At 65.2% G+C, this 13,398-nt stretch carries 18 protein-coding genes and 1 pseudogene; 9 read left to right on the top strand and 10 right to left on the bottom strand.

Annotation, left to right across the window (positions count from 1 at the left end):
* Positions 1–286: 286 nt before the first annotated feature.
* A complete protein-coding gene (locus AC5RWD_RS21250) occupies positions 287–757 on the top strand; it encodes a hypothetical protein (RefSeq protein WP_494021909.1) in 471 nt (156 codons plus the stop codon).
* 20 nt (positions 758–777) lie between these two features.
* Here AC5RWD_RS21250 and AC5RWD_RS21245 read toward each other — a convergent pair whose 3' ends face one another.
* Positions 778–1,593, bottom strand: coding sequence for an IclR family transcriptional regulator (locus AC5RWD_RS21245; RefSeq protein WP_494021908.1), 816 nt, complete (start codon positions 1,591–1,593; stop codon positions 778–780).
* 194 nt (positions 1,594–1,787) lie between these two features.
* Positions 1,788–2,360 (bottom strand): GNAT family N-acetyltransferase, encoded by a 573-nt coding sequence (locus AC5RWD_RS21240; protein WP_494021907.1) that lies wholly within the window; start codon positions 2,358–2,360, stop codon positions 1,788–1,790.
* 142 nt (positions 2,361–2,502) lie between these two features.
* On the opposite strand from AC5RWD_RS21240, the gene AC5RWD_RS21235 reads away from it, so the two are divergent.
* Positions 2,503–2,766: a hypothetical protein gene (locus tag AC5RWD_RS21235; RefSeq protein WP_494021906.1), complete on the top strand. Its 264-nt coding sequence runs from the start codon at positions 2,503–2,505 to the stop codon at positions 2,764–2,766.
* Here AC5RWD_RS21235 and AC5RWD_RS21230 read toward each other — a convergent pair.
* The gene (locus tag AC5RWD_RS21230) at positions 2,759–3,928 is read right to left on the bottom strand and encodes a N(5)-(carboxyethyl)ornithine synthase (RefSeq protein WP_494021905.1); all 1,170 of its coding nucleotides are present in this window, start codon (positions 3,926–3,928) and stop codon (positions 2,759–2,761) included. The genes AC5RWD_RS21235 and AC5RWD_RS21230 overlap by 8 nt on opposite strands.
* Positions 3,925–4,071 carry a hypothetical protein gene (locus AC5RWD_RS21225; RefSeq protein ID WP_494021904.1) on the bottom strand — a complete coding sequence of 49 codons (147 nt, stop codon included), beginning with the start codon at positions 4,069–4,071 and terminating at the stop codon, positions 3,925–3,927. The genes AC5RWD_RS21230 and AC5RWD_RS21225 overlap by 4 nt, the downstream gene beginning before the upstream one ends.
* 216 nt (positions 4,072–4,287) lie before the next feature.
* On the opposite strand from AC5RWD_RS21225, the gene hxlA reads away from it, so the two are divergent.
* Together hxlA and AC5RWD_RS21215 are read left to right on the top strand one after the other, a co-directional pair.
* Positions 4,288–4,911, top strand: a complete 624-nt coding sequence (gene hxlA, locus AC5RWD_RS21220; RefSeq protein ID WP_494021903.1) for a 3-hexulose-6-phosphate synthase — start codon at positions 4,288–4,290, stop codon at positions 4,909–4,911.
* A gap of 380 nt (positions 4,912–5,291) precedes the next feature.
* Positions 5,292–5,441, top strand: coding sequence for a hypothetical protein (locus AC5RWD_RS21215; RefSeq protein ID WP_494021902.1), 150 nt, complete (start codon positions 5,292–5,294; stop codon positions 5,439–5,441).
* A gap of 949 nt (positions 5,442–6,390) precedes the next feature.
* Here the strand turns inward: AC5RWD_RS21215 and AC5RWD_RS21210 are convergent.
* The 3 genes from AC5RWD_RS21210 to AC5RWD_RS21200 form a co-directional block, all read right to left on the bottom strand.
* A complete protein-coding gene (locus AC5RWD_RS21210) occupies positions 6,391–6,510 on the bottom strand; it encodes a hypothetical protein (RefSeq protein ID WP_494021901.1) in 120 nt (39 codons plus the stop codon).
* A 22-nt stretch (positions 6,511–6,532) separates the two neighbouring features.
* Positions 6,533–7,243, bottom strand: a complete 711-nt coding sequence (locus tag AC5RWD_RS21205; protein ID WP_494021900.1) for an alpha-L-rhamnosidase-related protein — start codon at positions 7,241–7,243, stop codon at positions 6,533–6,535.
* 105 nt (positions 7,244–7,348) lie between these two features.
* The gene (locus AC5RWD_RS21200) at positions 7,349–8,353 is read right to left on the bottom strand and encodes an EAL domain-containing protein (protein ID WP_494021899.1); all 1,005 of its coding nucleotides are present in this window, start codon (positions 8,351–8,353) and stop codon (positions 7,349–7,351) included.
* A gap of 27 nt (positions 8,354–8,380) precedes the next feature.
* Between AC5RWD_RS21200 and AC5RWD_RS21195 the strand changes: the two are divergent.
* Together AC5RWD_RS21195 and AC5RWD_RS21190 are read left to right on the top strand one after the other, a co-directional pair.
* Positions 8,381–8,578 (top strand): annotated as a pseudogene (locus tag AC5RWD_RS21195) (hypothetical protein); the annotation flags it as partial.
* A 161-nt stretch (positions 8,579–8,739) separates the two neighbouring features.
* Positions 8,740–9,087: a TetR family transcriptional regulator C-terminal domain-containing protein gene (locus AC5RWD_RS21190; protein ID WP_494021898.1), complete on the top strand. Its 348-nt coding sequence runs from the start codon at positions 8,740–8,742 to the stop codon at positions 9,085–9,087.
* A 9-nt stretch (positions 9,088–9,096) separates the two neighbouring features.
* Here the strand turns inward: AC5RWD_RS21190 and AC5RWD_RS21185 are convergent, their stop codons facing one another.
* Positions 9,097–9,435 carry a hypothetical protein gene (locus AC5RWD_RS21185; protein WP_494021897.1) on the bottom strand — a complete coding sequence of 113 codons (339 nt, stop codon included), beginning with the start codon at positions 9,433–9,435 and terminating at the stop codon, positions 9,097–9,099.
* 93 nt (positions 9,436–9,528) lie between these two features.
* Between AC5RWD_RS21185 and AC5RWD_RS21180 the strand changes: the two genes are divergently transcribed.
* A complete protein-coding gene (locus AC5RWD_RS21180) occupies positions 9,529–9,822 on the top strand; it encodes a hypothetical protein (protein WP_494021896.1) in 294 nt (97 codons plus the stop codon).
* 127 nt (positions 9,823–9,949) lie between these two features.
* Positions 9,950–10,612, top strand: coding sequence for a DUF3500 domain-containing protein (locus tag AC5RWD_RS21175; protein ID WP_494021895.1), 663 nt, complete (start codon positions 9,950–9,952; stop codon positions 10,610–10,612).
* A gap of 141 nt (positions 10,613–10,753) precedes the next feature.
* Here the strand turns inward: AC5RWD_RS21175 and AC5RWD_RS21170 are convergent, their stop codons facing one another.
* The gene (locus AC5RWD_RS21170) at positions 10,754–11,731 is read right to left on the bottom strand and encodes a cupin domain-containing protein (RefSeq protein ID WP_494021894.1); all 978 of its coding nucleotides are present in this window, start codon (positions 11,729–11,731) and stop codon (positions 10,754–10,756) included.
* Between the two features lie 293 nt (positions 11,732–12,024).
* Between AC5RWD_RS21170 and AC5RWD_RS21165 the strand changes: the two genes are divergently transcribed.
* Positions 12,025–12,564 carry a hypothetical protein gene (locus tag AC5RWD_RS21165; protein ID WP_494021893.1) on the top strand — a complete coding sequence of 180 codons (540 nt, stop codon included), beginning with the start codon at positions 12,025–12,027 and terminating at the stop codon, positions 12,562–12,564.
* Positions 12,565–12,696: 132 nt separating this feature from the next.
* On the opposite strand, the gene AC5RWD_RS21160 is transcribed toward AC5RWD_RS21165, so the two are convergent.
* A complete protein-coding gene (locus AC5RWD_RS21160) occupies positions 12,697–13,368 on the bottom strand; it encodes a GntR family transcriptional regulator (RefSeq protein WP_494021892.1) in 672 nt (223 codons plus the stop codon).
* Between the last annotated feature and the right edge of the window lie 30 nt (positions 13,369–13,398).

Below are 13,398 nucleotides of genomic sequence, written 5' to 3'. Positions count from 1 at the left end.
CGGCGACATCAAGCCCTCCGGCGAAGCCCTGCTCGGCCTCACCGCGGACACCCCGCCCCTGATCGAACGCGCCGAAACCCTGCAGCGCAAAGAAACCACACCAACCCCCGCAACCTAAAACGCCGTCTGATTGAGCCTGAAGGGCTGCTGATGAGCCTGTCGAGATTTCGACAGGCTTATCAGTTTTTAAGCGCGTGTGATGATCCGGTCACTTTGCAGAACGCATGGTTCAGCCTCGTTCTTGGATAGGGTGAAGGCCCGGATCCCTTCATAGACAGGACTGACCGTGGTCTACGACCGTGAGCGCGAGCGGCACAACGATGCCGTGTACGCCGAACACAAAAAGGCTGTCGCTTCAGGTGAGAAACGTGTTCTCCGCAAGACCAGCACCGGCGAGCTGCACAGCTACCCCGCGGACGAGATCGGCTTCACGCCCGGACGTGGCCAGGCCCAGGTCAGCACCTGGTGGGGCATGGGGATCCTCGCAGTTGTTGCCGCATTGTTGACTGCCCTTTCGGTGCTGATTTTGCTGGCCCCGCTGGGACAGGGAGAAGGCCCGTTCTGGGGTGCGCTGTTCCTTACGGCTCTATCCGGAGGCTTCACCTACTATGCATTCACCCTGGCCCGTGACGAATACCGTGCGACCCAGCTGCGCAAACGCCGTGGCTCCCCAAAACCCGGCACTTCCGGCAGCGGCGACATCAACCTCCTTGAGCTGGGGCAGAACCACTCCGACCGGCCCCACACCTCCGGATAGGATTCGTTCCGATGTCCGGCTTACCGGCGGGTGTAGCCCATGTTGGCGCTGATCCGCAGGCCGGCCTGGCTGAGGCCCTCCACGAGGCCCGGAACCTTCTCCGGGTCGAAGCGGAAGGCCGGGCCGGAGATGCTGACCGCGCCAATCACCGTTCCCAGATGGTTGTAGACCGGCACTGCAATCGAGTTCAGCCCGATTTCGAACTCTTCGAGGACCACTGCGTAGCCGTCGTGGGCGACGTCGATCAGCTGCTTTTCGAGTTTGTCGCGCCGGGTGATGGTCCGCGGCGTCCGGGCCGGCAGCCCTGTCTCCTTCAGGACGCGCTCACGCTCCTCTGCGGCCAGCGCTGCCAGCAGCACCTTCCCGCTGGACGTCGCGTGCAAGGGAGTCAGGCTTCCCACCCAGTCGTAGGTGGCCAGGGTTGATGGGCCCATGGCCTGGTCCACGTTGACGGCGTAATTGGAGCGGAGGACGGCGAGGTTGACGGTTTCCTTGAATTCTTCGGCCAGGTTTTCGAGCACCGGCCGGGCCTCGCGGACGAGGCTCAGCCGGCCGGGTATGGAGCTGGCCAGGCGCAGGATGCCAAAGCCGAGCTGGTATTTGCCCCGTTCGCTGTTCTGGTGAACCATCTCCCTGCCCACGAGGGAACCGAGCAGCCTGGACACGGTGGACTTGTGGATGCCCATTTCCTCGGCGATTTCGCTCACGCCTGCATGGCCGTCGCGGGCGAGGATCTCCAGGACAGCGAGCGCCCTGTCTACGGACTGGACGCCGCCCTGCTGGCCGGCCTCGCCTTCGGCGTCGGCATCGGATTCAAGGACATTGTTCGAAGCCATGATCCATACTTTCAAGTAGTTTCGGCGGCCTGCTTTCCCGGGAGGCCGCGGGCCGGCCCGGCAGCCGATCCACAGTGTTGATCCTATGCCGGGAAGTGTGACGGAGATGACATTGCGTTAAGCAGGGTAACGCCGCCGGGCATCATGGCAGGCAGCCCGTCTGATCTGGTGGAATCGGCGCAGGTCCGGCGGAATCAGCGCAGGTCAAGGCGCATGAGTACCCGCGGGAAGCCGTTGAGGACGGAGTCGGTGTCCGCGGCCTTGGTGAAGCCTGCCTCCTCGAAGAGCTTGCGGGTGCCCACATAAGCCATCGTGAGATCCACCTTCTTGCCCTGGTTGTCCACCGGATAACCCTCGATGGCAGGAGCGCCGTACGAGCGCGCAAAATCGACGGCACCCCGCAGCAACCGGTGGGAGATTCCCCGTCCCCGGTACCCCGGCCGTACCCGGATGCACCACACCGACCACACGTCCAGATCGTCCACATGGGGGATCCTGCGGTTGCGGGCGAAGCTGGTGTCGGCGCGCGGATGCACACCCGCCCACCCAACTGGCTCCCCGCCGTCGTATGCCAACACTCCGGGCGGCGGATCCTGCGCAAGCAGCTCCTGGACCAGCTCCCCCCGGGCAGTGCCCCGCAGCTCCACGTTCTGCTTGGAGGGAATGCGGTAGCTCAGGCACCAGCACACCGTTGCGTCGGGCCGCTTGGGTCCCACCACCGCTTTCACGTCCTCAAACTGCGTCGCCGGGCGGACTTCGATCGCCATGCGGCCACCCTACCGGTCTTTGTAATGCAGGCAAGACGGTCACCGGCCGAATCCTGCTATCGTGCTCGGTACGTTTTGCAGTCCCGCCCGGGACGCAGCAGGGTCAGAGAAAGTTGGGAGTCAGAGGAAGTTGGGAACGGAGATGTTTGGACGCGCACAGGGACGCATCAGGGGCCGGGAGCTGGACCTGCGGTCCGCCGGCCCCGGGCCGGTTGGCCGCCGCGGGCGCCAGCCAAGTAAGGGCTCGCGGATCGCCTGGATCGTGGCCGGGGCCGTGGCCGCGGCCGTCACACTGGCGGTGGTTGTGTGGGAGGTCCTTGACCGGACTGAGGATTCTGATGCCGAGCGCACCGGAGACGAGTCCGCAGAGCCGGGTCTGCGCCGGAAATGGTGGGCCCTCAGCTGACCAGCGTTCCGGCCACGGCGTGGGGGTAGCCCGGCTCGCGGCCCTGGAATTCCAGCACATCCGGGTTGCGAACGACGCCCCCGCGGATCTCGATTGCCCTGCTGATGGTCTCGCTGTCGTCCCAGGCCGCAGGTCCTGACATGACTGGCCCGAGGAAGGGCAGAAGGGCTTCGCTGATTTCCCAGCTGGAGGAGTTCCACAGGTAGGACGGGCTGTGATCCACCGCGTAATAACTGATGTGCTCACCCACGGTGAACATCGGCTCAGCGAAGGTTGTGCTCTTGGCCCAGCTGAAGCCCATGCCTTCGTCGCAGGACACATCCACGATCAGGCTTCCCGGCTGGAACGCGGCCAGATCCTCCGTCCGGAGGTAGGTCAGGGGATTGTTCGGGTCCTGAAGGGTGCAGTTGACTACGATGTCACTCTCGGCCAGAAACGGGGGCAGGGGAACGCGGCCGCGTTCGGTGATGACCTGGCTGAGGAACGGCGCCTTGTCGTCGTGGTCAAACTGGGTGATCCGTACTGAGTGGATCGGGGCGCCTACCGCAGCAACGCCCCTGTTGGTCAGTACCTGCACGTCATGGATGCCGTGTGCATTCAATGCCGTGACAGCACCGCGGGCGGTGGCACCGAAGCCGATGACGACGGCGCGGAGGCGGCGGCCGTAGTCCCCGGTGGACCCGCTCAGCGCCAAAGCATGTATCACCGAGCAGTAGCCGGCGAGCTCGTTGTTCTTGTGAAAGACATGCAGGCCAAAGCCGCCGTCGGACGCCCAGTGGTTCATGGCCTCGAAGGCGATCAGCGTCAGCTTCTTATCGATGGCAAGCTGCGTGATCGCCCTGTCCTGGACGCAGTGCGGCCAGCCCCAGAGAACCTGTCCGTCCCGCAGCCCGGCAAGGTCCTGGGGCTGGGGCTTGGGCAACAGGACAACATCCGCCTGCGCCACGATCTCCTGGCGGCTCGCCAGCCGTCCTACCAGCGGGCCCAGCTGGGCGTCGGACAAGCCGAACCGTTCCCCATAGCCCTGCTCAAAGATCATGTGCCGGCGCAGCTCCGGCGGGATGCGTTCAAGGTGGAGCGGGTGCAGCGGAACGCGGCGTTCATCAGGTTTGCGTGATGAGGACAGCACCCCAAGGGTGAGGTAGTTCGGTGAAACGGTCACTTCTTCTTTGCCGGCACCGGCTTGGCGCTGGTCTTGTCAAGTGAGCTGGCGGGTGCCGCGGCGGCCCGCTTGTCGGCACGCTTTTCCTTGATGGATTTGCTGGATTTCTTGGATGCTGCTTGACGGGGGGACTTGTCAGCCATGATCGCTCCTGTAGCGGAACCGAAGAGGTTCCTGACTCCCGACCTTACACCCGGGCCGGCTAAAGGCTGGCCGCCCTCCTGCCGGCACCCCCTATCCCTTTGGGTGGGAAAGACTGCCCGATCATGCTGTGGTGCCCGGCCGCCTGGCATTCGAAGATGGAAGGGCGAAGCACCACAAGCCATCCAAGAGCCAAACTGAAATAAGGAAAAAAACACATGAAGCTCCAAGTTGCTATCGACCTCCTGACCACCGAAGCTGCCCTCGAACTTGCCGGCAAGGTTGCCGAATACGTGGACATCATCGAACTCGGCACCCCGCTGATCAAGGCCGAAGGCCTGTCCGCCATCACGGCCGTCAAGGAAGCCCACCCGGACAAGATCGTTTTCGCTGACCTGAAGACGATGGACGCCGGCGAGCTCGAAGCCGACATCGCCTTCAAGGCCGGCGCCGACCTGGTCACCGTGCTCGGTGCCGCCGATGACTCCACCATCGCCGGTGCGGTCAAGGCAGCCCAGGCCCACAACAAGGGCGTGGTCGTGGACCTCATCGGCATCGAGGACAAGGTCACCCGTGCCAAGGAAGTCCGCGCCCTGGGTGCGAAGTTCGTTGAGATGCACGCCGGCCTGGACGAGCAGGCCAAGCCCGGTTTCGACCTGAACGGTCTGCTCCGCGCCGGCGCCGAAGCCCGCGTTCCGTTCTCCGTGGCCGGCGGCGTGAAGCTCGCCACCATCGCGGACGTCCAGAAGGCCGGCGCTGATGTCGCCGTCGCCGGCGGTGCCATCTACGGTGCAGCCGACCCCGCACTGGCCGCCAAGGAACTCCGCGCAGCCATCGTCTAGGTCTTTCCCGGTTCAAGGCCGACGGCGGCACCCGCCGCCGTGGCGGTCCTCACCAACAGGTGGGGGCCGCCATCGGTGTGCCTTGAATAGGCTGGCCAGACCAGGGCAACAGCATCCTTTCCTGGAGGTCGGACTTTCGAAGACTGAGCGAATGCACTGCTGTTTTTCATGAAATCCCCAGACTCACGACTTAGGTTCGAAGGGTGAGACCACCTAGTTTGGGTCCGGGACCGCGGCGCATCTGTAAAGCCCGTGGCAGCCGGCCGGGGGCGTCGTTGGGGGCTCATCATACGCGGCCGACAGTACTCATGTGAGAACCGTCGGAATAACTGCCGATCAGGCTTTGAAAGGCAGTCCGTCACAACAAAGTGGTGATAGTCATGGACGATACTCGTCGGCGAACCTCATCGGCCCTGCTCTTCTGGGCGGTGTGCCTTGTGGCCTTGGCAGCGATCGTGGCTGCCATTTGGGACGTAACGATTGTGTACGTGGGCCCGCTAATTGAGGCGGTGCGTGAGGCCTACTTCTAGGACCGGCACGTCGGCACGCTCTGGGAAATGCGCTCGCCTTGAGTTACGTTTTGTTCGGGTTGGAGACTCCGTGCCGGTCGTGAGCCGGACGGAGTCCCCTGGTCAGGCAGACGTGGGCGGCGTCGTCCAAGGTCCGGTCCAATGCTTCGGTCCCGGCGATCTTTGCCTCTCCGGTGCGCTTCTTCGCCGGCACGCGAAGGTAAGCCCTTATGTCCCATTTTTCAATGCAATACCTAAGCGCGCGAATTAAGCGCGACTTAGCCATAGCTACGCTTCTATGACAACCACCGGCTCGCCGGCGGTCTCGGTGGTAGACCACCTATCAGCAGGTGTCACCGTGCTGACCAAGTGAAGCTAGGACAAGTTTTCCTGCCCGTTGACGCTTCTGAATGCGGGCACACGTCGGGTCCGGCAGGAGCAAACAGTGGTCCATTACGGTTAAGAACACGACGCCTTACCGGAATTGACCCCCGGCAGAGATCTTAGGACCAGGTCGGAGCCGGTGCGGGCGCGAAATTGAGTGAGAGCGTGTACGCCTGCTCCTGCGCCGCTAGCCGTCGCGTCCACGCCAACCTCTGGATTGCTGTGATCCCTCGATCTTTCGTGCGCTGCCCAAGGCTGACCGTGGTGGCCGCGACGCCGGGAATCGCGTTCCCATCGGCCATGAGAATCTGTGGCTGTCGCAATTAGCACGATCACAGCGTCGTCGTACCTGCCCTGTTGCTCTGCCTCGCTCGGTTTAACAATCGATACTCCGCTGGCTGTACCCAAAAGAATAAGGCTTGCTACCACTGCCGCGCCGCGGTTAAGTTCTCTCATGCTGGCCTCTTCCGGACCCGACGGCCGCCTTTTCCAGAGAGCGGCCCTTATCTCGAAGGCTACGCCCGCCTCAGGGGCACTTATAGACCACAGGCCGAATTAACAGGGAATTCACAGCTCTACCGCAGTGCTAGACGGGAGCAAGGATTGCTTGGCAGCGCACCTCGAACCGGTGCGATCCTCCCGCCACCAGCCGGATGCTGCCGTCCGGGAGTTCGACGGCGGCCTCAACGCCGCGGGGCAGTTCCACCTCAAGCGTGAACTCGCCGTCCTCAAGCGTCCGGGCAACTGATGCGGCCCCGGGGAGTTACGACGGCGGCGCTCTCCTCCTGCTCCGGATTCGCTGGCAGGCGGATGCCGGCCAGATGGGTGTACAGGAACGAGCCCACCGCGCCTTTGCTGTGATGGTTCAGGGAACCACGGGCGCCCTGGTCCGTCACCCCGTCCCACCACTCCCACATGGTGGTGGCGCCGGCTTCCGGCATTCCCAGCCAGGACGGCGTTCCGGTGGACAGCAGCAGTTCGTAGGCGACGTCCGGATAGCTGTGGTCCGCCAATACCGGCAGCAGCATTCCCGTGGCCAGGAACCCGGTGCCGAGCCGGTTCCCGTTGGCGCGGATAAGCTCCACCAACCGGGCTGCTGTCCGCGGCGCCAGCGCCTCCGGCACAAGCCCAAACGCCAAGGCGCGCACATAGTGTCCCTGGGACTCCTCGCCCAGGAAGCCGTTGTCGTCCAGGTATTCCGTGCGCCAGGCGGACAGCACTTGCTCGGCCAGGGCCTCATACTTTGCTGCCGCGGCCCCGTTCCCGAGAACTCTGGCTGCCCGGGCCAGGACACTGGCGGAGCGGAAAAGGTGGGCCGCGGCAACGATCTCGTGGTCCCGCGACGGGTCCGGGTCAGCTGAACGAACCCCGTAGCCAGTAGGCGGGCCGCTGGCCAGCCTCCGCGGAGCCCGTCCCAACAGGGGAAATCCAGGCGGCATCACAAATCGCGTCCTGGACAGGGATGTGCGAAGTATCGGCAGTCACGGCCTCTCCTTGGAAAGTGTGCCCAAAGAGTAGCCGATAAAACCGAGTGCGCACTGTTTTTATCCGGGGTCCTCCGCCGGGTCAGTGTCACTCGTCCAGGCTGCCCAGTCACGGGGGTCCACCGAAGGTCTGCCCAGCAGATAGCCCTGGCCCCTGTCGATGCCCAGTTCCACGACGGCGGCGAGTTCCTCGCGGCTTTCGATTCCTTCCGCGGACAGCGTGGCGCCGGTCTGCTCGGCGAGTGCAAAAACGAAGGAGGCTGCGGCAAGCCGGTCTCCTGAAGCGACTGCGCTGGCGAGGAAGTCGCGGTCGACCTTGATGATGTCCGGAAGCAGGTGGAGGATCTGCTTCGCCGAGGTGGCGGCCGGACCGGAACCGTCCACAGCCAGGCGCACCCCGTGTTGGCGCAGGGGGCTCAGGACCGCGGCGAGGGCCGCCAGTTCCCGGTCCGCAATGTCGCCCATGATCTCGATGACCATCCTGTTGGGGTCGACGGCCCCGCCCAGCATCAGCGCCTGGACGCGGGGATCGGCACATGCGGTGGGGCTGAGGTTGAACGACGCGAAAAGGTGGGGCGGAATTTCTCCCACTGCGGAAAGAGCGAGATGCAGGGCCGCGATTTCCAGGTCCGGCCCCAGCCCCATGGCCGCCGCGCCCCGGAACCACACATCCGCGCTGGTCCCTTCGTGGCTGACGAACCGTGCCAGCGCCTCAACCCCGATCACCTCGCCTCCGGGCAGTTGCCTGATGGGCTGGAAGGCCGTCAATAGCATCCGCTTTGACGTCGCGGCCGGGATGGGCGCGGAAGAATCATCCGCTCCCTCCTCGTGTGAGGAGTGCGGGACGTTCCTGGTGCTGATCAGATGGTGGAGCAGTGCCTGTTCGGGGTCGTCCATGTGGGTCGCCAGCAGGTCGAGCAGTTGCTCCCTCGCCCAGGCCTTCTGCGGATCGGAGTCCGCCAGCACATCGCTGATGATCTCCAGCACCTGGCGTCGAAGCGTTTCCCCGTCCACGTTGCGGAACAGTTCCGGTTTGTGTGCACTGTACGGAGGCGACTCGTCCATGGCGTTCACACTACTCCTCGGTAGCTGATGCCGCGATCGGGGCGGCACTGGGGCGGCGGCCGTCCGTTACCCCGAAGCGGCGCGGGCCGCTACCCTGAAGCGGTGCGGACGAGGCGGAAAACAGGCAGCTACGAGGTAGGCCGCGCCAAGCGGGCCGAAATTCTGGACGCTGCCACGCGGCTCTTTGCAGCCTCCGGCTACCACCGGGTGCCGCTGTCTCAGGTGGCCGCCGACGTCGGGCTCAGCGAAAGCGGCCTGCTGCACCACTTCCGTTCCAAAAGCACCTTCTACTGGCGGTCGCCGAGCGGCGGCTGGAGCAGACCGCCCTGTGGTGGGGTTCCGTCCAGGCAGACGGCAGCGACGACCCGCAGGAACTGTTCCGGTCCATGGTCGAATCCACCCGCCGGCTCGTGGCGGAGCCGGGCCTCATTGAGCTGTTCGTGCTGGTGTCGGCTGAAGCCGCGGATCCGTCCACCCCGGCCCACCAGCTATATGGCAGGTGGTACGAGCGGGCGGTGAACGAGACCGCGCAGCTGGTGTCCCGCGGGGTGGAGCGTGGCTTCTTCCGGCCGGACACGGATGCCCGGGCGGTCGCGCGCGAAACCATCGCCGTCAGCGACGGGCTGCAGCTGCAGTGGGTCCTATCCGGGGGTGCGCTGGACCTGGTTGGCGGGATCCGCGACTACGCCCGCCGGCTCGCAGGCTCGATCCTGGTGAGCGGTGGAAATCCATAGATAAAAGCACTATTGGGCAGGTGCCTTGACCAGCTGCAGGAACGCCTCCACATGCGGGGCCATGTCCACGGATTCGTCGTAGAGCCACGCCAGCTGGACGCCTTCGATGAGCGCGGCGATCTGCCGCGCCAGCACGCCGGTGTCCGGACCGGACAGAATGCGGCCCGCCGCGACTTCCCTCTCGATCTCGCTGCGCAGGGAGTCAATAATCTCCTCGTCGCGGCGCCTGATGAAGCCGTGGGCCGGATGGTCCGGGCGGACGGCCTCGGCCCGCAGGGTGGCGTCCAGCTGGATCACGCCGCGGATCCCGGCGTTGCGTCGCATGACCTCCGGCACCGTTTCGAGCAAGCCCTGTTGCTCTAGCAGGGTGCGCCGCCAGGGCCCCTCCTGCTCCTCGCGCCGGACCAGGACGGCCTCGAGCAGTGCGTTCTTGCTCCCGAAGTGGTGCAGCAGTGCGGACTGGACGCGCGCTCCTATGCCGAGGAGGCCAAGACCGATTCCTTTGCCGGCCCCATGATCGAGGGTTGGCAGAAGCTGTACCCGGAGCCTTTCGTGGGTGTAACGAACGACGGCGTCATCCGCCCCGGGCTTTTCAGCCTCACCGGGGCGAGGCCCGGGGAAGAAGCGCCGACGGCCGGGATGGTAGCTGCCGCGGACAAGCTCCTCGCCACCGCCCCGGCGGAACAACGGGACCGCCGGAGCTACCCGGTGGACGCGCACGAATGGCAGAGCTAGGCGAACCCGGAATTCATGCAGCACCATACCGGGTTGCGCCTCGAGGACCTGGACCCGGCCGTGCGCGATGCCGCGCTCGCCGTGGGGCTGGCAGCTGTTTGGTCATCACCTGGCGCTCAACTGTCTGGTGGCCGGAACCCAGCTGGTCCTGTCGCCGATGTTCCTTGGTGCCGAGCCGGACGTGATCGACGCCGGCCCCCACAAGGGCGTCAAGGTGTTCAAGGAACGCATCAGCTTGGCCCGTACCCTGATGGCGTCGCTGCCCGCGTCCCTGCGGAGCAAGGCGCTGTCCTTCGCTGAGATGGTGGACCCGGAGATGCCCGGGGGCCGTCTGCATCCCGGCGACGAGCGCCACCTGGCGGGCTGCTTCCAGGACAACCGGGTGATCCCCTACGAGGGCATCCTGACCGGCTCAATGCCGGCCGACTCGCTGGTGCTGCTGGACAGGCTGGTGGAGGACTTCGTCGCTGCCCTTCCCGTCGGCCCTCGCGCCGCACGAATGCGCGACATCCGGGAATATTACGGCGAAACCCGGTTCTCGTGGATCGGCGACTGGCAGGGCGGGGACGCCTTCTACTTCCGGATCCAGAGCCCAGTGGTGGTCATGGAGCTGGACCACCATACCGGCGTGTTCCTCAACAACCGCCCCCCGGCACCATTCCACATGCGCACGGTCCTCCGTACCCCCAACGGCAACGACTACGGCCGGGCGCTGGTGCGGCAGTTCCAGGAACGGCAGGCGGCCGCCGCGCCCGGGAACGCGGAGGGCCGCGGGCACCCGTCTCCCTGAGTTTTCTGCCAACGGCAACAGGCCCGAACTCCCTGGGGAGTCCGGGCCTGTTGCTTTATGGGTTCTGTTTAGTGCCTGCCGGTCTGGCCGGCGTTCCTGACTAGATGTCCAGGGCGGTGCGGCGCTGGGGCGGGGGGCCCACTACTGTGAGGTCCATCTCCGCCTGGGCGCGGCCGAAGCCCTCCATGTCCATGTAGGGCTCGCCGCCCTCGGTGTACATGTAGTCGTCGGTGGGCTTGTTGAAGTACTCGAAAGAAGCCGTTGAAGACCGACGGCGTCAGGAAGCCCACCATCTGCGTGTTGTGGGAGTCGAACGCGAAGGAGTGGACGGTGCCGGCCCGGGGCATGCAGGAAACCGCCCTTGGTGAGCAGCACCTCCCTGCCGTTGGCGTAGAGCCACATGCGGCCTTCCGTGCAGAGGAAGTTCTCCGTGTGCTCGGAGTGGAAGTGCAGCGGAATATACGTTGACTTGGCGCCCTTGGTGTGAAGGGCAAAGTAGTTCGAGCCCGTGTTCTCCGGCTGCGAGAGGTACGTGAACATGGTCTGGTAGCTGACCATGCGTTCGGCTTCTCCGGCACTGAGGAAGTAGGGGCTCAGCGTGGCAGGCAGCCCGGCATTCTGCTGCAGCGACGGTGCCACGCGCTCCACGTCCGGAAAGGTGATGCCGAATTCGGCGCCGACTTCCGCTGCTTCCCGGGAGATCAGTCGATGCCGGGCGTGGACCGGCGGGACATGCGAATCGATGGGCGTGCCAACACGCTCGTAGTAGGCCTCGGCGCCGCCGGGCGTCATCCAGTTCAGGAAGCGCGTGTAGTGGCTGGCCATCCGGTAGGCGTGCGGTGTTCCCGGCGGAATCACGACGGAGTCACCCGGGGTCAGTATACGGCTTTCGCCGGGAAGCCAGACGCGGAGGACGCCGTCGAACACGTAGAGGGTCTTGTGCTCGATCTTGTGGGCAACGAAGGGGGATTCCGCCCCCATGCCGCCGGATATGTAGGCGGCGCTGAAGATTCCGCCGGTGTCCGAGGCGCGGGCAATCATTGTGACCAGTTGCCCGTCGATTTCGTAGCGGGCACCCTCGCCGGAGGCCATGTAGTAGGGCACGGCTTCGCCGGGCAACGCATTTGCAAACCGGCAGCTGCTTGTACATTTCCTCGACGCTGAGGGTCCTCGCTTCCTTCTTTCTTCCGCATGGCCGCGGGGACGTCGTTTGGACAAGCTTGGCGGATCAGGCGGCCGGAAGTATGCCCGGATTTCATTGGTTGGAAATTTCCGTAGGGTATCCGGGTTCACAGCCTCCTGACAGTTCCCGAACAGCGGTGCCTTAAGCTGCTGCCGGATCTTTGAGTGAGGGGCTAGGACAGAGGCCCTTCCGTTCAAAGCCGTACCGCACGGCCGATCAAGGAGACACCATGTCACGAACCAAGAGAATCACCCTCGCCATCACCGCCGGCGCCCTGGCGCTGGGCGTGGGCCTGGGGGCTACCGGAATGGCCTCAGCGGCCACCACCCCCAGCCCTAGCGCGACGTCGAGCACGTCCACCGACAACAGTGCCTCGACTGACGGCTTCCGGGGCCACAAGGGCGACCGCGGCCAGATCGCGGCAGACCTTGCCACCAAGCTGGGTGTTGACGAAACGAAGGTCACCGAGGCGATCCAGGCGTTCCGCGAGGCCAACAAGCCGACGACGGCACCGGCCGAGGGCACCAAGCATGACCGCACTGCCCAGGACGTGGCGCTGGCCAAATCCCTGACGACGGCGCTCGGTGTGGACGAAGCCAAGGTCACCACGGCCCTGACGGAAATCCGCACGGCCCAGCAGGCGGAACGCGCCGCCGCGCTGAAGACCAAGCTGGACACGGCCGTCAAGGACGGCACCCTGACCCAGACCGAAGCCGACGCCGTCACCAAGGCCGTCGAGAAGGGCGTGATCGGACGCGGCGGCCGCTAACGCCAGCTGAACATGCGACAGGCGTGGAGTCCCCCGGGAAGTCCCGGGGGATTCCTCGTTCCCCCACAAACGCTCTCTCACATTCCGCCGCCCTACGGGAAACCCTCCCTCATGGCGGCGGGAAATCCTGGCTCACAACACCTTGCGGATCGTCTCCTCGAAACTTGTGACGTGGTGCAGCGCGAGCTCGCCTGCCTTGTCCGCGTCCCCCTCTGCCACGGCCTTGAGCAGGTCCACGTGTTCGCTGATGTGGCCGCTCACCGACGGGACCTTGTCCAGGACCAGGCACCAGATGCGCGTGGCGAGGTTGTCGTAGCGGATCAGGGTGTCCTCGAGGTGCGGGTTGGCCGCGGCGCGGTAGATCAGCCGGTGCACCGTCAGGTCGTAGCGCATGAGTTCCCGGGACTGGGCGGGGGTGGGCGCCAGCTCGGAGATGGCCCTGGCCACCTCCAGCAGTTCCTCGCGCATGGCGGTGTTGGCCCGCTTGGCAGCCCGCCGCGCCGCTAGGGGTTCGAGCAGTTCCCGGATTTCCGAGACGTCGGCCAGTTCAGTGAAGTCAACGGTGGTGGCGAAAGTACCCCGACGGGGGTAGGAGACCACCAGGTGGTCCACCTCCAGCCGCTTGATGGCCTCACGCACGGGCGTGCGCCCGAAGCCCAGTTCAGTGGCCAGCTGGCCGTCATTGATCGGCTCACCCGGGCGGATGTCCAGCATGATCAGCTTGTCGCGCAGCTGCCGGTACGCAGCCTCGGCCTGGGACAGTGCTTCGTCCTCGGCGGGTGGCATGGCAGGAAGAGCATTCACAGCGAGACTCCGTTCATGGGCTCCAAGCGG

This window comes from Arthrobacter sp. CMU6, assembly GCF_059090205.1.
This window is presented reverse-complemented; position numbering and strand designations above follow the sequence as displayed.